This is a genomic window from Xanthomarina sp., from assembly GCF_035306705.1.
Lineage (GTDB): Bacteria > Bacteroidota > Bacteroidia > Flavobacteriales > Flavobacteriaceae > Xanthomarina.
The window spans coordinates 25,252-44,948 of record NZ_DATGNO010000173.1; the positions used below are offsets into that span (position 1 = coordinate 25,252).

The 19,697-nt window shown below is 35.5% G+C and carries 16 protein-coding genes and 1 pseudogene; 13 read left to right on the forward strand and 4 right to left on the reverse strand.

Annotation, left to right across the window (positions count from 1 at the left end; all coding sequences use genetic code 11):
- Positions 1-202: 202 nt before the first annotated feature.
- Both VKY47_RS13880 and VKY47_RS13885 read left to right on the forward strand, forming a co-directional pair.
- Positions 203-2,119 (forward strand): LysM peptidoglycan-binding domain-containing protein, encoded by a 1,917-nt coding sequence (locus tag VKY47_RS13880; RefSeq protein ID WP_324313437.1) that lies wholly within the window; start codon positions 203-205, stop codon positions 2,117-2,119.
- Positions 2,120-2,136: 17 nt separating this feature from the next.
- Positions 2,137-2,367 carry a DUF3820 family protein gene (locus VKY47_RS13885; protein WP_324313456.1) on the forward strand — a complete coding sequence of 77 codons (231 nt, stop codon included), beginning with the start codon at positions 2,137-2,139 and terminating at the stop codon, positions 2,365-2,367.
- 38 nt (positions 2,368-2,405) lie between these two features.
- On the opposite strand, the gene VKY47_RS13890 is transcribed toward VKY47_RS13885, so the two are convergent.
- Positions 2,406-2,987: a hypothetical protein gene (locus tag VKY47_RS13890; protein WP_324313439.1), complete on the reverse strand. Its 582-nt coding sequence runs from the start codon at positions 2,985-2,987 to the stop codon at positions 2,406-2,408.
- Between the two features lie 176 nt (positions 2,988-3,163).
- On the opposite strand from VKY47_RS13890, the gene VKY47_RS13895 reads away from it, so the two are divergent.
- The 10 genes and pseudogenes from VKY47_RS13895 to VKY47_RS13940 all read left to right on the forward strand — a co-directional run bounded on the left by VKY47_RS13895 (position 3,164) and on the right by VKY47_RS13940 (position 15,022).
- The gene (locus VKY47_RS13895; RefSeq protein WP_324313440.1) at positions 3,164-4,804 is read left to right on the forward strand and encodes a CTP synthase; all 1,641 of its coding nucleotides are present in this window, start codon (positions 3,164-3,166) and stop codon (positions 4,802-4,804) included.
- Positions 4,805-4,909: 105 nt separating this feature from the next.
- Positions 4,910-6,814: a membrane protein insertase YidC gene (gene yidC / locus VKY47_RS13900; RefSeq protein WP_324313442.1), complete on the forward strand. Its 1,905-nt coding sequence runs from the start codon at positions 4,910-4,912 to the stop codon at positions 6,812-6,814.
- Between the two features lie 313 nt (positions 6,815-7,127).
- Positions 7,128-7,832, forward strand: coding sequence for a toxin-antitoxin system YwqK family antitoxin (locus tag VKY47_RS13905; RefSeq protein WP_324313443.1), 705 nt, complete (start codon positions 7,128-7,130; stop codon positions 7,830-7,832).
- A 293-nt stretch (positions 7,833-8,125) separates the two neighbouring features.
- Positions 8,126-9,319: a tRNA 2-thiouridine(34) synthase MnmA gene (gene mnmA / locus VKY47_RS13910; protein WP_324313444.1), complete on the forward strand. Its 1,194-nt coding sequence runs from the start codon at positions 8,126-8,128 to the stop codon at positions 9,317-9,319.
- A gap of 24 nt (positions 9,320-9,343) precedes the next feature.
- A complete protein-coding gene (locus VKY47_RS13915) occupies positions 9,344-10,945 on the forward strand; it encodes a S8 family serine peptidase (RefSeq protein WP_324313445.1) in 1,602 nt (533 codons plus the stop codon).
- A complete protein-coding gene (locus tag VKY47_RS13920) occupies positions 10,945-11,886 on the forward strand; it encodes an NAD(P)H-dependent flavin oxidoreductase (protein WP_324313447.1) in 942 nt (313 codons plus the stop codon). Before VKY47_RS13915 ends, VKY47_RS13920 begins: the two co-directional genes overlap by 1 nt.
- A gap of 340 nt (positions 11,887-12,226) precedes the next feature.
- Positions 12,227-13,603: an MATE family efflux transporter gene (locus VKY47_RS13925; protein WP_324313448.1), complete on the forward strand. Its 1,377-nt coding sequence runs from the start codon at positions 12,227-12,229 to the stop codon at positions 13,601-13,603.
- 263 nt (positions 13,604-13,866) lie between these two features.
- Positions 13,867-14,085: pseudogene (locus VKY47_RS13930) on the forward strand (four helix bundle protein); the annotation flags it as partial.
- Between the two features lie 63 nt (positions 14,086-14,148).
- The gene (locus VKY47_RS13935) at positions 14,149-14,376 is read left to right on the forward strand and encodes a hypothetical protein (RefSeq protein WP_324313449.1); all 228 of its coding nucleotides are present in this window, start codon (positions 14,149-14,151) and stop codon (positions 14,374-14,376) included.
- A 73-nt stretch (positions 14,377-14,449) separates the two neighbouring features.
- Complete coding sequence (locus tag VKY47_RS13940) at positions 14,450-15,022, forward strand: phosphatase PAP2 family protein (protein ID WP_324313450.1); 573 nt, start codon at positions 14,450-14,452, stop codon at positions 15,020-15,022.
- Positions 15,023-15,249: 227 nt separating this feature from the next.
- Here the strand turns inward: VKY47_RS13940 and VKY47_RS13945 are convergent, their stop codons facing one another.
- Genes VKY47_RS13945 through VKY47_RS13955 form a run of 3 tightly spaced genes read right to left on the reverse strand, consistent with a single transcriptional unit; the run spans position 15,250 to position 18,217 of the window.
- Complete coding sequence (locus VKY47_RS13945) at positions 15,250-16,887, reverse strand: ArnT family glycosyltransferase (RefSeq protein WP_324313451.1); 1,638 nt, start codon at positions 16,885-16,887, stop codon at positions 15,250-15,252.
- Positions 16,884-17,504 carry a lipid-A-disaccharide synthase N-terminal domain-containing protein gene (locus VKY47_RS13950; RefSeq protein ID WP_324313452.1) on the reverse strand — a complete coding sequence of 207 codons (621 nt, stop codon included), beginning with the start codon at positions 17,502-17,504 and terminating at the stop codon, positions 16,884-16,886. The genes VKY47_RS13945 and VKY47_RS13950 overlap by 4 nt, the downstream gene beginning before the upstream one ends.
- Positions 17,504-18,217 carry a glycosyltransferase family 2 protein gene (locus VKY47_RS13955; RefSeq protein ID WP_324313453.1) on the reverse strand — a complete coding sequence of 238 codons (714 nt, stop codon included), beginning with the start codon at positions 18,215-18,217 and terminating at the stop codon, positions 17,504-17,506. Before VKY47_RS13955 ends, VKY47_RS13950 begins: the two co-directional genes overlap by 1 nt.
- A gap of 155 nt (positions 18,218-18,372) precedes the next feature.
- Between VKY47_RS13955 and VKY47_RS13960 the strand changes: the two genes are divergently transcribed.
- Positions 18,373-19,317, forward strand: a complete 945-nt coding sequence (locus VKY47_RS13960) for an NAD-dependent epimerase/dehydratase family protein (protein ID WP_324313454.1) — start codon at positions 18,373-18,375, stop codon at positions 19,315-19,317.
- Positions 19,318-19,697 lie beyond the last annotated feature (380 nt).

Below are 19,697 nucleotides of genomic sequence, written 5' to 3' on the forward strand. Positions count from 1 at the left end.
AAGAATCAATGAATAAAAAGGAATCTTATAGTATTATTTTATTTCGTTTTTTTGCTTTGGCATAAAAATGGTATAAAAACAGTTAAGGTTTCAATCCCTAACGCGGGAATACTTGCTAAAGTCGTATAATAATCGAGACTCTAGTTGCCTTGTAAAGATTGATGGTTATAACTAAAAGTCACTCATTTTCATGAGTATATCTATGAAAAAATTAATATACATTCTATCTCTGTTTTTAGTGTTTGGTTGTGCCTCAACCCAAGCGCAAAATTTCAAGACCCATAAAGTAAAACAAGGAGAATCCGTTGAGAGTTTAGCAAAATTATATCATGTTTCTGCTAAAGATATTTATGCCCTAAATCCAGATGCAAAAAAAGGCATTAAACCTAATTCAGTGATTATTATCCCTAAGTCTAAAGAGTCCAATTCAGTACCTCAAGCGAGTATAGAAAAAGAATTGGTCCGTTTTAAAAATCACAAGGTAAAACGCAAGGAAACTCTTTATAGTTTGTCTAAAGAATATGATATAACGCAAGACGAATTAAAAAAACACAACACATTTCTATATGCCAATAATTTAAAAAAAGGCGATGAGTTAAAAATACCAGTTTATAAAAAGGTATTTCAAGTATCCGTACCAGAAACTTCAACTAACAGCTATACGGTGTTGCCTAAGGAAGGGAAATGGCGTATTGCCTATAAATATGGTATTACTGTAGACCAATTGGAAGAATTAAATCCTGGAATGAAAGCCGTTTTAAATGTTGGAGATGTTATACAAGTACCAAATATTGCCCAGAAAGAAGAAAAACCTATAGACGAAGCTTATTCCTATTATACCGTTTTACCAAAAGAAGGGTATTATCGATTGAAAGTAAAATTGGGGGTGGAGCAAGAACAATTGGAAACTCTAAATCCCGGACTTAAAGAGTCGGGATTGAAAGTAGGGATGATTTTAAAAATACCTTATAACGCCACGGTTGGAGAAAGTTTGAATCCCGAGCTAGAAGGTGTTGATTTAACAGACAATATTAAGACCTACAAAACACAGCACGTAGTTATGATGTTGCCTTTTCAGCTTAACAAAATCAATGCAGATTCCGTTTACGATGCCAAAAGAGAACTGAATAACAATCCGTTATTAAGTATGTCCTTAGATTTTCATTCGGGGGCATTAATGGCTTTGGATTCTCTTAAAAAACTAGGAATTTCCTTAAAGGTTGATGTGTATGATACTAAGAATTCTTTAAGCGAAGTTTCACATATTTTAAATACCAATTCGTTTAAGGATGTCAATGTGGTTATTGGACCGTTTATGTCCAACAACATCGAAAAAGTGGCTTCACAATTAAAATCCGACAACATTCCTGTGGTTTCACCAATCACTAAAAATGTGGTGCTTTTGGAAAATGTATTTCAATCCAGACCATCAGAATCTTTACTATATGATAAGATGGTGGACTTTGTTAAAAAGGATAGCACTAAAAATCACGTGATTATTATTTCAGATGAAAAGCATACCAAAGTAAACCACAGCATTAAAGAAAACTTTTTGTCGGCTTCACAAATATTTTCCAGAAAAAACAAAGAAGGCAAAGATGCTTTTTACGTGTTAGATGGAGATATTACCAGCAAATTACAAACAGGAAAAAACATTGTGTTTTTAGAATCTGATAATCCGGGGTTTATTTCGAATGTTACCAGTAAACTAAATTCGTTTAAAAACAGAACAAGGGATATTGTTTTGGTTACAACCAATATGAATGCTGCTTTTGAAGACGATGAGGTTTCAAATTACCATCTCTCTAATCTGGAATTTCACTTCCCAACTATTTCAAAATCTTATAACGAAGAAGACCAGAACTCTTTTGTAAAGGCTTATGAAAAAGCGTATGGAATAACACCAAATAAAATTGCAGTTCGTGGTTTCGATTTAACAATGGATGTGGTGTTGCGCTTGGTAAGTTCAGACGATTTGTTCTTATCGGTTAACGAAGCGCCTTTAACGGAATACGTGGAAAATAAATTTGCTTATAAGAAGAAATTCTTAGGCGGTTACTATAACGACACGGTTTACTTGGTTAAATATCAAAACTTAAAAATTGTAGAAGTAAACTAGTGTTAACACCCAAAACCTTGTTAGAACCAGATAAAAATTTCCTTATAAAATTGGCGCATACCAAAATGCCATTCGGAAAATATAAAGACCATTATTTAATAGAATTGCCCGAATATTATGTGGTTTGGTATCACAATAAAGGTTTTCCAAAAGGACAATTAGGTCAAATGTTAGAAACTGTTTACGAACTTAAACTAAATGGTTTAGAAGATTTAATAAGAAATATAAAACGCCAATTTCCTAAGTAATTATGGAAATTGGCGTTTAGCATTCTTGCAAGAAATAGTTATTTTACCTTTTCTAAATCAATGGCCATGGCTTCGGCATACGTTAAGATAACCACTTGGCCTACATGAAGTTTCTGAATAAGCTCTTTGTCTTCCATGTGTATGGATGTAAAATTCCCATTGGGTCCTTCAATATTTACGTACATAAATGGTAAGTTAATAACTTGAATAGTTACAACAGCTTGTACAATTGCTCCCAAAACTGCCCCCGGTTTCATGTTGTTTGGAGCTTTGGCTCCTTCTGTTAAAACAATTAATGGGTTCTCTAATTCTTCTTCAGTTGGCTGACGAAATTCAGCTTTCATATATTTATAAAAACTAAAAGTAACAACGTCACCAACTTCAATATCGTTAAAGCGTTTCACATCGTCGCTTGCAGTAACAGTAAGTAATTCTCCATTGGTTCCAATAATAGAAATGTCGCGGGTTTCTTTGTTAATGGCTGTAATGGTTCCTTGCGTTTCAACAAGTTCCCATTTTTCTTTATCTTGTAATGTTTTGTCCATGTTTTGGGCAAAACTAACGGATGTCATGAGTGAAAACAGGATGACATAAACCCAAGTGTTTGTAATTGATTTCATAAGTATTTATTTAAATAATTAAGTGAATAAGCTGTCTCTAAATTAATTATTTATCGCTAGATATTTCTTCATATCATATTTTTTTTCAATTAAAATATTTCATTTTTAAATTACTTCTAACATTAGGTTATTAACTGTTTTAATTTTGTAAATTTGCAGGCGTTTAACAGCGCTACATGACAACTACAACAAAATACATATTTGTAACAGGAGGAGTTACTTCTTCTTTAGGAAAAGGCATCATTGCCGCCTCCTTAGCAAAATTACTTCAAGCCCAAGGCTATAGAATAACTATTCAAAAATTAGATCCCTATATTAATATCGATCCAGGAACTTTAAATCCTTATGAGCATGGTGAATGCTATGTAACGGATGATGGTGCCGAAACCGATTTGGATTTAGGACATTACGAACGTTTTTTAAATGTTCCAACCAGCCAGGCAAACAACGTAACTACCGGTCGTATTTATCAAAGCGTTATTGATAAAGAACGTAGAGGGGAGTTTTTAGGAAAAACAGTACAGGTAATTCCACATATTACAGACGAAATTAAAGAACGTGTTCAATTACTTGGTAAATCGGGAGATTACGATATCGTTATTACTGAAATAGGTGGAACCGTTGGAGACATTGAGTCTTTGCCGTATATAGAAGCTGTACGTCAGTTAAAATGGGATTTAGGAGACAACAATGCCATCGTTATTCATTTAACTTTGGTGCCTTACTTATCTGCTGCTGGAGAACTAAAAACAAAACCTACACAACACAGTGTTAAAACCCTTATGGAATCTGGCGTCATGGCAGATATTTTGGTGTGTAGAACCGAGCATGAATTGCCACAAGAATTAAGAAGTAAATTGGCTAAGTTCTGTAATGTTCGTGAAGAAGCGGTTATTCAATCCATAGATGCTTCAACCATTTACGATGTGCCTAACCTCATGTTAGAGGAAGGTTTGGATAAAGTGGTTTTAAAGAAATTGGCCTTAGAAAGTCGTGTTCCAGATTTAACCAATTGGAACAAGTTTTTAAAACGTCATAAAAATCCAACAACCGAGGTGACTATTGGTTTAATTGGAAAGTATGTCGAGCTGCAAGATTCTTATAAATCCATCTTAGAATCTTTTATTCATGCAGGAGCAGAAAACGAAGTAAAAGTTCATGTGGAGGCCATCCATTCAGAATATATAAATGAAGATAATGCCAAAATGAAACTAGCTCATTTAGACGGTGTTTTGGTAGCTCCAGGTTTCGGAGAACGTGGTATTGAAGGAAAAATCGATGCCGTAAAATATGTCCGTGAAAATAACATTCCGTTTTTAGGAATTTGTTTAGGGATGCAAATGGCCGTGATAGAATTTGCTAGAAATGTTCTAGACCTCAAGGAAGCCAGTTCTTCAGAAATGCATCCAAACACACCAGACCCTGTAATTAGTTTAATGGAAGAACAAAAAAACATTACAGACAAAGGAGGAACCATGCGACTTGGTGCGTGGGCCTGCGATATAAAGATGGATTCTCTAGCTCAAAAAATCTATAAATCCAATAGCATCCTTGAAAGGCACAGACACCGTTACGAGTTTAATAACAAGTACAGAAAACAATTTGAAGCTGCTGGTATGGTTGCGTCCGGACTAAATCCAGAGACAGGTCTTGTTGAGATTATTGAAATCCCTTCACATCCATGGTTTGTTGGAGTACAATATCACCCAGAATATAAGAGTACGGTTAAAAGCCCACATCCCTTATTTGTGAACTTTGTTAAGGCGGCATTAAAATATAAAAAAACGAATAAAAGTGTCAGTATGGCACAAAAATAAAAACGGTTTAATTTTTGACTTAAAGAAAACGCCTTAAAAGGATAAAGATTTTAAAAATTAACCAACCTAGCTCTCTTCAATCAAAACGAAGGGAAAATTTTACTTATGGAAGAAAAGAAAATTGACATAAATTCGATTATTGGATTTATACTTATTTTTGGAATTTTAGTGTACATGATGTACATGAACAAACCAACAGAAGAGGAAGTAGCAGCACAAGAAAAAGCCAAGCAAGAACAAGTTGAAGCAGAGAAAAAAGCCATCGAAAAAACAGATACGGCTGTAACTACTGCCACAGATTTTTCTGCAGCCACAATTACAGACTCTACTCAATTAGTAGCGTTAAATAATAAATTGGGCGCATTTGCTTATTCTTCAACACTTCCGTCTGCAACCAATAAGGAAACCTTTGTAGAAACTGAGGTGTTAGCACTTAAGTTTAGTAATAAAGGTGGGTATTTATCTGAAATTAAACTGAAACAATTTGTCGATTTCGATTCCATTCCTATTTATTTGGTGAGAAATGGAAACACGGATTTCAATATAAATTTTGGCACAACCGATAGCCGAATTTTAAATACCAAAGATCTTTACTTTCAACCAACCATTACTAAAAATGGCGAAAACACGGTTGTTTCCATGAAACTTCAAGTGTCTCCGGAAAAGTATTTGGAATATCGTTATGAACTGAAACCTAACGATTATATGGTAGATTTTACCATCAGATCGCAGGGCTTAAACAATGTTATAAACAGTTCTCAAGAGGTTAACTTAGATTGGAAATTAGATACCTATCGCCACGATCAAAGTATTTCGTACGAAAACCGATATACGCGTTTAACCTACCAATATGAAGGTAAAAAAATTGACAAACTATCCCAAGGTGGAGAAGACGACGAAACAGTAAAAGATGCCAAATGGTTGTCTTATAGACAACACTTTTTTAGCTCTATTTTAGTTTCGAAAGAACCCTTGAAAAGTGTAAGGATTACGTCCAAAGACTTAGTGGCAAACGAAGATATCGATACGGTTTTCACAAAACGATTTACCACGAAATTTCCTTTAAATTTTGAAGCAGGAGAAATTAACCAGCCTTTAAAATTCTATTTCGGACCTACAGATAGTAAGATCTTAAAAAAATACGAGAATAATCTAGACGATAGTATTCCATTTGGTTGGGGAATTTTTGGTTGGATCAATAAAGCCTTATTTATACCATTATTTAGTTTCTTAAGTGGCTTCTTGCCTTACGGGATTGCTATTATTGTTATGACAGTTATTATCAAATTATTAATGTCATTTGTACAATACAAACAATTCTTGTCTCAAGCTAAACTAAAGGTGTTAAAGCCAGAATTAGATGCTATTAGAGAAAAGCATAAAGACAATAAAATGAAAGCGCAACAAGAAACCATGGCGCTTCAAAACAAAGCAGGAGCCAGTCCGTTAAGTGGTTGTATCCCTGGATTAATCCAGTTGCCAGTATTTTATGCCTTGTTTATGTTTTTCCCAACAGCTTTCGATTTAAGACAGAAAAGTTTCCTTTGGGCAGACGATTTATCTTCGTATGATGCCGTGGCTTATTTGCCATTTAAAATCCCATTTTATGGAGACCACGTAAGTTTGTTTCCAATCTTGGCAGCTATCGCTATTTTCTTTTATATGAAAATGACCACAGGACAACAAATGGCTTCGCAACCAACACAAGAAGGGATGCCAGATATGGCGAAAATGATGAAGTACATGATTTACTTATCGCCTTTAATGATGTTGTTCTTCTTTAATAACTATGCCTCAGGTTTAAGTTTATATTACTTTATCTCGAATGCTATTAGTATTGGAATTATGTTGGTCATCAAGAATTACATTCTAGATGAAGATAAAATCCATGCGCAAATTCAGGTGAATAAAGCCAAACCTAAAAAGCAAAACAAGTTCCAAAAGAAGATGGCAGATATGATGGAGCAGGCAGAACAGCAAAAACAAGTGCAAGACAAACGTAAAAAATAATCTAAAGCTGCCATTTTTGGCAGCTTTTTTGTTAGAACCCATTTAGTCTTTTTCTTTTTGTAATTATCGAATTGGCCTATTTATTGAAGTTATTATAACTGAGTTATGAAAAATCTGTAGACTTTTCTATTCGGGTGATTGTTTTCGAACAATCAATTCAATTATTTTTATTGAATGAAATTCCTTTTGGTCAATGAGTAAAATTCGTGGCTAAGGGAAAAATCAGAAAGTTTATTTTAATACCTAAGCTCTGTAACATTTTAGAAAAGATATCGTTATAATAAGACATTTAAAGCATAATTTTTATCCAAGTATGAAACACATTTTAGTTATTTTACTTTTAGTAATACCAAGTATCTTCATGGCCCAAAACATCAATCAAATGGATGAAAATGGTAAAAGACATGGGATCTGGAAAAAGAATTTCGACAATACCCAAATCGTTCGTTATGAAGGTGAGTTTAATCACGGTAAAGAAATTGGTCTCTTCAAATTTTATAAAAACATCAATAAAGAAGCAGTTTTAACGGCCACCAAGGATTTCAATGTTAAAGACGACGTGGCTGAAGTCATCTTTTATGCTTCCAATCGAAAAATTATTAGTCAGGGGAAAATGCGTGGTAAAAACCATATAGGAGAATGGAAATATTACCATAAGGATGGCAAGCAAATAATGAATATTGAACATTATAATGCCCAGGGCCAATTGGATGGAGAAAGCCTGGTTTATTACAATACAGGCCAAATGGCTGAAAAACGTTTTTATAAACAGAATAAATTGGATGGCAAAGCTACTTGGTTTTATGAAAATGGAAAAGAGATGAAAACCTATATTTACAAGAAGGGCATCTTGCATGGAGAAGCTAAATTTTATAATGCGAGTGGCGCTCTAGAAATTGATGGACAATATAAGAATGATAAGAAGGACGGCATCTGGAAATACTATAAAGATGGCGAACTTAGCGAAGAAAAAGATTTTACGGTTTATAGTAAAAACCCATATTTAATAAAGGAATAAAATTTTTAACTAAGCCTTAAAAATATAAAAGCTCCTTATAAAAATAAGGAGCTTAACTTTTTTAGGTATGTCACAAGATGAGTAAGCTATTAATCAATCGAAGTAGGGTCCACCTAAACATAAGTTCTCCAAAAGTAGGAAAAATTACTCGGATATTAAAAATATAATCTATTAAAAACAGGTTTGTTTTATTAAACCCCTGACGAGTAGTTGGTTATTGTTCGAACAATTAATAAAATTAAACTTAATAGGGGGCAATTTCTGCAAAATCCTTATCTTTGCAGCCTAAAATTATGAAGAAAAAACGTGTGATAGTCGGACTTTCTGGAGGTGTAGATTCCAGTGTGGCAGCCTACTTGTTAAAAGAGCAAGGTTATGAGGTTATAGGCCTGTTTATGAAAAACTGGCATGACGATTCAGTGACCATTTCCAACGAATGCCCATGGCTAGACGATAGTAACGACGCCATGTTGGTAGCAGATAAACTTGGGATTCCTTTTCAAGCTGTGGACCTGAGCGAGCAATACAAAGAACGTATTGTGGATTATATGTTTAACGAATACAAGCTAGGAAGAACTCCAAATCCAGATGTGCTTTGCAATCGGGAAATTAAGTTTGATGTTTTTATGAAAATTGCTTTAGACCTTGGGGCCGATTTTGTGGCTACGGGACATTATTGCAGAAAAAACACCATTACAAAAAACGGAAAGGAAATCCATCAATTATTGGCAGGAGCAGATGTTAATAAGGACCAATCATATTTTTTATGCCAACTGTCTCAAGACCAATTGGCAAAAGCCTTATTTCCTATCGGCGAACTGCAAAAACCAGAAGTTAGGGAAATTGCAGCACAGCAAAACTTGATTACTGCTGAAAAGAAAGACTCCCAAGGTCTTTGTTTTATAGGAAAAGTGAGATTGCCAGAATTCCTTCAACAACAACTAAAACCAAAAGAAGGTGTTATTGTGGAGATTTCAGAAGATTTTGATGGTTATCAACAAGAAATTCCAAGTTTTCAAAATAAGGAAGAAGAGCTTCAGTATTTATCAAAAAGAATCGCTTACACCTTCCAAGATGGAAAAGTAGTAGGTAAACATCAGGGGGCTCATTATTTTACTAAAGGACAACGTAAAGGATTGGCCGTTGGTGGCACCGTAGAACCACTTTTTGTTATTGAAACCAATGTGGACGATAACATTATTTATACGGGGCAAGGGAAACAGCATCCCGGTTTATATAAAACGGTTCTCTTTGTTTCAAACGAAGAACTACATTGGATCCGAGAGGATTTAAAGCTTCAATTAGACGAAACCATGGAGGTCATGGCTAGAATTCGTTACAGACAACCTTTGGAAAAAGCCACCTTGTATCAAGTAGATTCTGGCATGTATGTGGAATTTGAAGAACCTCAAATGGCCATGACCGAAGGACAATTTGTAGCTTGGTATTTGGGTGATGAATTAGTTGGTTCAGGAGTAATTTCTTAAATTGCATGAGTTAAAAAACAACTCATGACCTCAAAACTACTTTTATTCTTACTCCTATGTTTTCAATTTCAAGTTTTTGCCCAAGAAGATGCTTGGGTATATTTAACTGATAAAGAAGATGTAGCCACATCGCTTGCAAATCCCATTTCAATTTTAACCCAAAAAGCCATAGATAGGAAACAGGCGCATGCGGTTCCTATCGATGTTCGTGACGTACCGGTTAACGAAACGTATATTTCACAATTAAAAACGCAAGCAGGCATCACCGTGCTTGCAAAATCAAAATGGTTTAATGCCGTGCATGTTCGAGGGATCCAAACAGATATCAACAACTTATTAGGTTTGGCTTTTGTGGATCACATCGTTTTCGCCGACAATAATCTCAATGCCAGAGTGGGCGAGCCAAAGAAGAAATTCGATTTAGAAGCGCTTCGAACAAGCTTTAATTATGGATCTGCTGCCAATCAAATTGAAATGATTCAAGGAGACGCCCTTCATATAGATAATTATACGGGAACAGGAATAACCATTGCTGTTATTGACGCCGGTTTTCCTAACGTAAATACCATGGGTGGCTTTCAGCGCTTAAGGGATAACAATGGCATTTTAGGTGGATATGATTTTTACGATAGAAACCCAGACGTCTATGCCAACACCTCAAGTTCTCATGGAACTGTGGTTTTAAGTACGATGGCTGGATATATAGAAAATGAATATGTAGGAACGGCTCCAGATGCCTCTTACTATTTATTTAGAACCGAAAATGCGCCCGTAGAAAACCCCATAGAAGAAAGTCTTTGGGTAGAAGCAGCAGAACGAGCAGACAGTTTGGGGGTAGATATTATCAACTCGTCTTTAGGTTATAAAACCTACGACAATCCTAACTATACCCATTCGGATTCAGATTTGGATGGCCTCACCACTTATATTAGTAAAGGAGCTAATATTGCTTTCGAAAAGGGTATTCTAGTGGTTAACTCCGCTGGAAACGCAGGAGCAGACGGATTAAACGCGCCAGCAGATGCTGCCGGGGTTTTTACTATTGGTGGCGTGAAAGCTAATGGCGATTATGCCACTTTTAGTTCTCAAGGCAGTGCCTTTCAACCTACCCAAAAACCAGATGTAGCTACCCAAGGACAGGCAAGTGTGGTTATAAGTACAAGTAACACCATTGTAACTTCTAGTGGCACCTCTTTTAGCTCGCCAATTATGGCAGGTGCTTTGGCTTGTTTGTGGCAAGCTTTACCAGGTTTAAGCAATGCCGAAATCATGCAATTGGTTCGGGAATCGGCTTCGCAATACAACTCCCCAGATTATTTTATAGGTTATGGCATTCCAAATATGGCTATGGCTTTAAATCAAGGTTTGAGTATCGAAGCCGTTGAAGTTTTTCAAGAACAAATAGAGGTTTATCCAAATCCGGTTTTTAACGAACTTCACATATCCTTGCCTTCCAATGAAAAGCAGGTCCAAGTGACTGTTCTTAATATTCTAGGAAAAAAGGTATTGGAAGCAGATGTTTTAGAATCGACCATAATCAACGTATCATCTTTGGCCAAGGGCGTTTACTTATTAAAAATGAAAACCCAAAATGGCACCATAACTAAAAAACTGATTAAAAAGTAATGCAAAATAGAATCACACAACTTTTCAATATTAAATATCCAATTATTCAAGCCGGCATGATTTGGAACTCTGGTTGGCGTTTGGCCTCGGCAGCGAGTAATGCAGGAGCTTTAGGTTTAATTGGAGCAGGAAGTATGTATCCAGAAGTCTTACGGGAACACATTCAAAAATGTCAAAAAGCAACCAATAAACCCTTTGGGGTCAATGTGCCCATGCTATATCCAAACATTCAGGAAATCATGGATATTATTGTAGAAGAAGGTGTGAAAATTGTTTTTACTTCCGCAGGAAACCCAAAAACTTGGACTAGTTGGTTGCAAGAAAAAGGGATTACGGTTGTGCATGTAGTAAGTAGTGTCAAGTTTGCCTTAAAAGCACAAGAAGCAGGAGTAGATGCCATTGTTGCAGAAGGATTTGAAGCCGGAGGACATAACGGAAGAGATGAAACGACTACCTTAACTTTAATTCCAATGGTGAAGGAACAGTTACAAATTCCATTAATTGCAGCTGGAGGGATTGCCACAGGAAAAGCCATGTTGGCAACGATGGTTTTAGGAGCAGATGCCGTACAAGTTGGGAGCAGATTTGTTGCCAGCGAAGAAAGTTCGGCACATCAGGATTTTAAGCAAGTAGTGGTCGATGTCAAAGAAGGAGATACCCAATTAACTTTAAAAGAATTGGCGCCTGTGCGTTTAATAAAAAACAAATTCTTCTACGACATCCAAGAGTTGTATAAAACTGCTCCTTCTACAGAGCAGCTTAAAGATTTATTAGGAAGAGCCAGAGCCAAACGTGGCATGTTTGAAGGCGATTTAGACGATGGCGAATTAGAAATCGGACAAATAGCAGGCCTGATACACGACATCAAACCAGCGGCTCAAATTGTGGCAGATATGATGCAGGAATTTGAGGAAGCGAAGCAGTTTGTTTCAAATCTTTAAAAACCTACTTATAAAATTACGTTACCTAAACTTTCAATCTATCGTACCGGGTTATAATTAAAACTATTCCAATGGTTATTTTTAAGTGGACCATCGGTCTGTTCTTAAAACCATGTTAATCTATTATTAAATGACGTCTTAGTTAGCATAACAGAAAGCGAAATATTACTTTTGCAAAATGGTTTATACCATTTTGTGATAGAATTTATTTTAAGAAAATAAAAAGTTTTTTGTGTTAGGCGAGAAAGAAAAATCAAGCATAGCATTGTTACGGTTTATTTTTATTTTGAAGCATAGCGCAAAAAGGTATTATTTAATAGAAGAAAATGACTATCATTAAATGGTATTAAGCAACTACACCAAAGAATTTAAATACAATTGGAAATTGTCGGCACCCGTTATGTTGGGCATGCTGGGGCATACCTTTGTGCAGTTTATAGATAATATCATGGTTGGCCAGTTAGGTACGGCCGAATTGGCAGCTGTTTCCTTAGGGAATAGTTTTATGTTTATTGCCATGTCTTTGGGGATTGGATTTTCAACGGCTATAACCCCTTTGGTGGCAGAGGCAGATGCTGCTAATAATTTTACTAGAGGAAAATCGGCTTTAAAACATGGCTTGTTTTTATGCACCGCTTTAGGGATTGTGCTTTTCCTTATGTTGTATATGGCAAAGCCTCTCATGTATTTAATGAAACAGCCTGTTGAAGTTGTGGAATTAGCGATTCCCTATTTGGATTTAGTAGCTTTTTCATTAATTCCTTTAATTGTTTTCCAAGCCTTTAAGCAGTTTAGCGATGGGTTGTCTATGACCAGATATCCCATGTATGCCACTATTCTGGCAAACGTGGTCAATGTGTTTTTTAATTATGTTCTTATTTTTGGGAAATGGGGTTTTCCAGAAATGGGCATTGTTGGAGCAGCCTACGGAACCTTGATTTCCAGATTTGTCATGGTGGCTTATTTGTGGTGGTTGTTAAAAGGAAAAGAGAAATCCAAAGCGTATGTAACCAATATCAAGATTTTTGTATTGGATAAGTTTATGCTAAAGGAAATGCTGAATTTAGGGTTTCCTAGTGCCATGCAAATGTTTTTTGAAGTAGCCATTTTCACGTCTGCTGTATGGATTAGTGGTTTGCTTGGAAAAAATCCTCAGGCAGCCAATCAAATTGCTTTAAACTTGGCCTCTATGACCTTTATGATAGCTATGGGGTTAAGCGTCACGGCTATGATTCGCGTGGGAAATCAAAAAGGTTTAAAAAATTATACGGAGTTAAGACGGATTGCATTTTCCATATTTTTATTGGGGATGATCTTTGCCGTGTTTTTTGCATCTATATTCTTTGTGTTTCACAAACACTTGCCAAAAATATATGTCGACTTTAACGATTTAGATAATTTAGTCGATAATACCGAAGTCGTCGCAATTGCCTCAAAATTATTGATTGCGGCCGCATTCTTTCAGATTAGCGATAGCATTCAAGTCGTCATGCTTGGTGCATTAAGAGGCTTACAAGATGTAAAAATCCCAACCATAATCACCTTTATATCCTATTGGATGATTGGTTTTCCAATCAGTTTTTTCCTTGGAAGAGAAGAGGCATACGGCAGTTTCGGGATTTGGCTCGGCCTCTTGGCAGGATTAACAACAGCAGCAATTTTATTGTATATTCGATTTAACTATCTTACCAAGAAGTTGATTCTTGAGAGTGCCTAAAGTGTTCTAAAGTTAAAAGTGCACTAAATGGCTAAAGTACTTAGAATGCCTAAAATTAAAACTACTTAGAGCGTGCTATTAATTGTTGAGGTGCTTAGAGTTGGGATAGAGATTAAAGTATTTTCGATATGACAAATAAGGAATTTGCTAAACAATTGGAAAAACGGATGGTTATGTTTGCAATTGAGGTCCTGTTGTTTTCTGGTAGTTTGCCAAAAACTCCCGAAGCATTGGTGCTAAGGAATTAACTTTCAAAATCTGGGACAAGTATAGGTGCAAATTATCGAGAAGCTAATAGATCCAGAAGCCCAAAAGATTTTAAAAACAAAATTAAGATATGCGTTGGCGAAGCTAGCGAAACAGATTATTGGTTAGAGGTTATAGAAACTCTAAATTGGATTAAAAGTGATAATTTAAAAGCTCTAAGAGCCGAATCTAAAGAACTATTAGCTATTTTTACATCCATTTCAAACAAACTATAAATTAACTCTAGACACTTATAACTCTAACCACTTATAACTTTAAATACTTTAGACACTTAAAACATGGACTTCCCAAAATTCTTACTAGGTGATAACACCGATTATCCAACAGCAATTTTTGTAGTACACACAGAATTCCCTAGATTTATCATCAATCTGGAAAATGATGACGTGGAATGGCTTGAAGATTTTGATCAGCACGATCAAAAGGAACTTGAAATTGAAGCAGAAAGTTTAATCCAACAAGCCACGGATTTCTACGATCGCGAAATTTCTCGATACGAAGAATAATAAAACTTTAAGTACTTTAGAACACTTTTAACTTTAGGCACTTCAAGTACTTTTAACTTTAAACACTGTTACTATGATAGAACAATTGGTACAATTAGACACAGAACTTTTTTTATATCTAAATAATTTAGGAAGCACTACTTGGGATGCTTTTTGGATGTTTTACACCACGAAATTTTATTGGATTCCGTTCTATGCTGTTTTGTTGTATATTATATTTAAGCAACATACCCCAAAAATGTTTTTAGTTATCTTGTTAGTTATTGTACTTATGGTCACGTTTACAGACCAGGTAACCAATTTATTTAAACACGGTTTTGAACGCTTAAGACCTTGTCATCAAGAGGGAGTAAAAGAGGTTATGAGAATTGTTAAAAAGGGTTGTGGGGGACAATATGGCTATTTTTCTGGTCATGCGTCAAACTCAATGGCTGTGGCAGTCTTCGCAGGTTTGCTATTAAGACACAAATACAAAAACCTGATTTTCATGATGTTGTTCTGGTCTGCTTTAATGGGCTATAGCAGGATTTATATAGGTGTTCATTACCCATTGGATGTGTTATGTGGATTTATTTTTGGAGCACTTTCTGGATTTATGTTTTATAAATTAAGTCAGTATTTAAAACATAAATACAAGTTGTATTAATCTATTTCTTGTATATCCGTTTTTAGACATACGAGTAAGACATCTGCGAATATCTGCGAAACATGCCCGTCCCGCAGGCGGGTCAGCGGGAAATAAAAACATGATAATGTGAAAGCTATCCTGCCGATCACACGGATTAACGCAGAATTAAACAAATGTTTGTTATTCGTGAATATATATAAAAGTTGCTGTTCCTAGCTATATGAAGTTTTGCGGACAAATTATATCTATTTCCTCTCAAAAACATAATACACATTTAGAAGTCTGTCATTGTATTGTTTAGAACCTTCAGGCACCCGATTTAAATTATAAGTCGTAATTTCTTGAATGGTGAAGCGCTCTTGCAGGTTATTTAAAGTGCTATCATCTATGGCCTCCTTGGCTAGAAGTCCAAATTTCCTCTCTTTTGGAAGCTGGTCAAAGCCGTCATTTAAGGAAATAAAAGGAATCTTTCCGCCATAGTACCAAAGTGTTTCTGGCGAAATATAATTGGTGCCATACACGTGCAATCCTTCAATTTCATTTTCCTCTTTAAGACTTGAAATGGGATTGTAAGTTTCGCTTGTTAAACCTTCAGAAAGAGGTAAGGCGGTTAACAGGATGCATGCAAAAAATAAAACAGTTCCTCTAAAAACCAAAGTCATGTTTTTTCTTTTTAGTTGAACAATAATAAACCCGCCAATGCTAACCAGTACGAAGGACGCCAAGAGGTATGAAAACCAATGGCTGGAAATGTTGTCTTGTAAAAACACATAAGCCAATATAGGAAATGCCAAGCCAATGCAAGCTATCAATCCAAAATTAAAGTACACAGGAAAAGTTTCCCGTTTGTCTGTCATGGACTTGAAACATCTGATTAAATAATCGATATAAAAACCAATATTGATGGCTAATGGAATTAAAACAGGCATGAGATACCTCGATTTCTTTTCTGGAATAATGGATAATAACACAACAGCAAAAAGCGTCCAAAGTAAGCTAAACTGATAGGCTTTTAAATGGGTCACCCTTGTTTTTAAATACGGATACAACAAACTGATAAACGCAGGAATGGTCCAAAGACCACTTTGTATAAAAAAGCTCCAGTAATAGTAAAAAGGTCTAATATTATAGCTCGACCAATTGGAGGTTTCTTTTTCTGTAATGGCATGAAAGGTGTGTGGATCCTGAAATCTCACGTACAAATACCACCAACCACCAACAACAAGTGCCAAAATAAGAACACTTAAATATGAAAAGGCTTTGGTTTTAAAATGCCTGAATTTATAGGTAAATCCATAAGCCAATAAAAAAGGAAGCATTAAAGCATATATGGAAATGGGACCTTTGCTTAAAAATGAAAAACCTATGAAACAACCGGCTAAGAGTGTATGTTTCCAATATTTCTTGTCTTTTTCAAACAATAAAAACAACTGATAAATAGCAAAACACATAAAACCATGAGTGAAAATATCCCATGGAGCTTCAATAATAATTCCAATAATATAAAAAGAGGTGATGGCTATAAAAGCATGTTGTAAACTTTGGGTTCGGTCTTTAACCAACAACATGGATATTTTAAAAACAGAAACAGCAAGCAGCATGATAAATAAAATAGCTGGAAGGCGTAAACCAAAAACGCTTTTTAATCCGAAAACCATTCCAGAAATAGCGGTTAGCCAAGTAGGTAAAGGAGGTTTTTCGTAACGGGCCTCCCCATTCATTGTGGTTAGTAACCAGTTGCCATCCTGAACCATTTCTCTAGCCGAAATAAAGTTCCTAGCTTCCATAATGGACACATTTATCACATCTAGATTAGGAAGCAGCATGATGGCTGTAAACAAACAAATGCTTATAACAGGATGTCTTTTAATTGTTCTTATCATGTCGATTTGTGTAATAAAACCAAGTTTCTCACGTAAATTACCATGCCTAAAATATGTCCTACAAAAAGCACCGGATCTTGTCTAAATATAGCATACGTTAAGATCATTATAGAGCCTATAAGACTTAAAATCCAAAAGCCTAGGGGCAAAGCAGACTCTTTGCGTCTTTCAGAATACATCCACTGATACACAAAACGAAGTGTAAATACAATTTGCGACACGATGCCCAAAACCAATAACCAAAACGGAATGGCCTCGTTTTTAAACAACAATTCCACATCTATGGCATTGTTATTATAATAGAAAACAACAATTAAAATAGGTACAATAAATAAAAATACTTGAACTAACTTTGGTAAACGTTGCCATTGCTTTTGCAATTGTAAGTTTCTAATATAAATAAAGTAGGTAAGGGCTTGCCCGAGCATGATGGCAAAGTCGTTTCTTAAATATCCATAAATAAACAATAAAAAGGAAGCAACCAAACTCAACGACCAAAATAGGGTAGGTGTAGTTACTTGTTTTTGTTTTTCCGAAGTGAGCCATTGAACAATTAGTCGGGACGAGAATAAAATCTGGGCTAAAAACCCAACGCTATATATTAACCAGTTACTCATTATCCTTTTTTAGCTACGGAATAGTTGATGTACTTTTTCTTCATCCACAAATAGGCAAAACAATCCATTAAAGGACCAAACAGCCTATTCCATACGCCAAAATTAGCGGTTCCGGCCATTCTAGGAAAATGCTGTACCGGAATTTGGATAATTTTTCCTTCCTGTAATAAAATCATGGCTGGTAAAAACCGGTGCAAACCCTTGAACATGGGAATGCGTTTGGCGTAATCTGTTTTGATGACTTTTAACGGACATCCGGTATCGTCCATCCCATCATGCGTAAAGGCACGACGGATGCCGTTGGCAATGGTGGACGACATGTTTTTTACAAAACTATCTTTTCTGTTGGCGCGCACGCCAGTAACCAAATCGTAGGTGCCAATATGCTCTAAAAGTAAATTAAAATCCTCGGGAGCTGTTTGTAAATCGGAATCGATATATCCTACCAATTCAGTGTCTACATGGTCAAAACCAGCTTTTATAGCAGCGCTTAAACCTCTGTTTTCCTTAAAACTAATAAAGGAAAAATCGGTTTGTCTGCTGCAAATGGCTTCAATAAGTTCTTGGCTTTTGTCTTTAGAACCATCATTAACAAACAAAATTTTAGTTTTTTTGCTCGCTATTTTTGTGTAATCCAGTAGAGCTTGCTCTACGCGAATTAAATTATCTTCCTCATTATATACAGGAATTATAATGGTAAACTGGTAACTCATAAACGCATTCTTGGTTCTGCAAATGTATTCTTTTTTAAAGAATTCTAATCTTACAGAAAAAAAATGTTTCTTTGTAATAGATTAAATGTTTCATAAATTAAACTCGGATTTGCGATTTTAATTTTTCGTAATACATATTAATAGACAAGATACGTATGAAAATTTTAGTAACAGGTGCCGTAGGATTTATTGGATCGCATACGGCAGAGCGATTAAAAAGTTTGGGGCACGAGGTGGTAGGAATCGATAATTTTTCGCCTTATTACAGTAAAGTCCTTAAAAAGTTAAATGAAAAAGCGCTGCTTGATAAAGGCATTTCTGTTATTGAAAAAGACTTAAGGGATGAAAACTTATTGGCTTTTTTACCAAAAGATATCGATTACATCTTTCATTTTGCAGCACAACCAGGGATTTCAAAAACCTCCACTTTCGAAGATTATTTCACCAATAACATTCTGGCCACCAAGAATCTCTTGGATTATGCCTTGCAATTGCCAGATTTAAAGATGTTTGTTAATATAGCAACCTCTTCTATTTATGGTTTAGAAGCTACGTTTCCAGAAAGTGTGGCACCCAAACCAGCGTCTCATTATGGGGTTACCAAATTAACGGCAGAGCAATTGGTGCTTCAAAAATCTAGGGAAAAACTTATGAAAAGCTGTTCGTTAAGATTGTATTCGGTGATTGGCCCACGTGAAAGACCCGAAAAAATGTACACCAAATTGATAGCTTGTGCTTTTAATAACAAGGCGTTTCCATTGTATGATGGCAGTGCTACCCATTTGCGAAGCTTTACCTACGTAGGTGATATTGTGGATGGTGTGGTACGTATTATTGGAAAAGAAGATTTGGTAGATGGCGAAATAATCAATCTTGGAACCGAAGTGGAACACACCACTCAAGAAGGGATTGAAGCAGTTGAAGCCGTTATCGGAAAATCCATTAAAATAGATCATGTGGAGGCTCGAGCAGGCGACCAGCTTCGTACCAAGGCCAATATTGACAAAGCTAGAAAACTACTGGCTTATAATCCGCAAACCACCTTGTTGGAAGGCGTTAGAAAGCAAGTAGCATGGTATGAGGTTAATTTTCTAAAATAAAATTATCAGTTTACCTATAAACGGGTAAAATGTAATATTTTGGTTAATGCTTATAAGTTAAAAGTTATTTGATGCAAGTTAATAGTTTATTTAATGTCCATCTTATTCAGGCATGCTCAAACTACCAACTAGAAACACAACAACAAAATCATTCGTGTACTGTCTGACATCGGGGTGTGTTCGTGTCAAAAACCTTGAACTTTGAATCTTGAACTTTGAATCTTGAATTTTAAATCTTGAATCTTGAATTTTAAACTTTGAACTGTAATAAGTAATCCGCCGCAGCAAAAGGTGTTGTTTTATTTTCTTCAATAAGGAGTAATTGTTTTTCCAAAGCCACTTTAATTTCTTTATTATTAAAAAAGTTAGACTTTAAATGG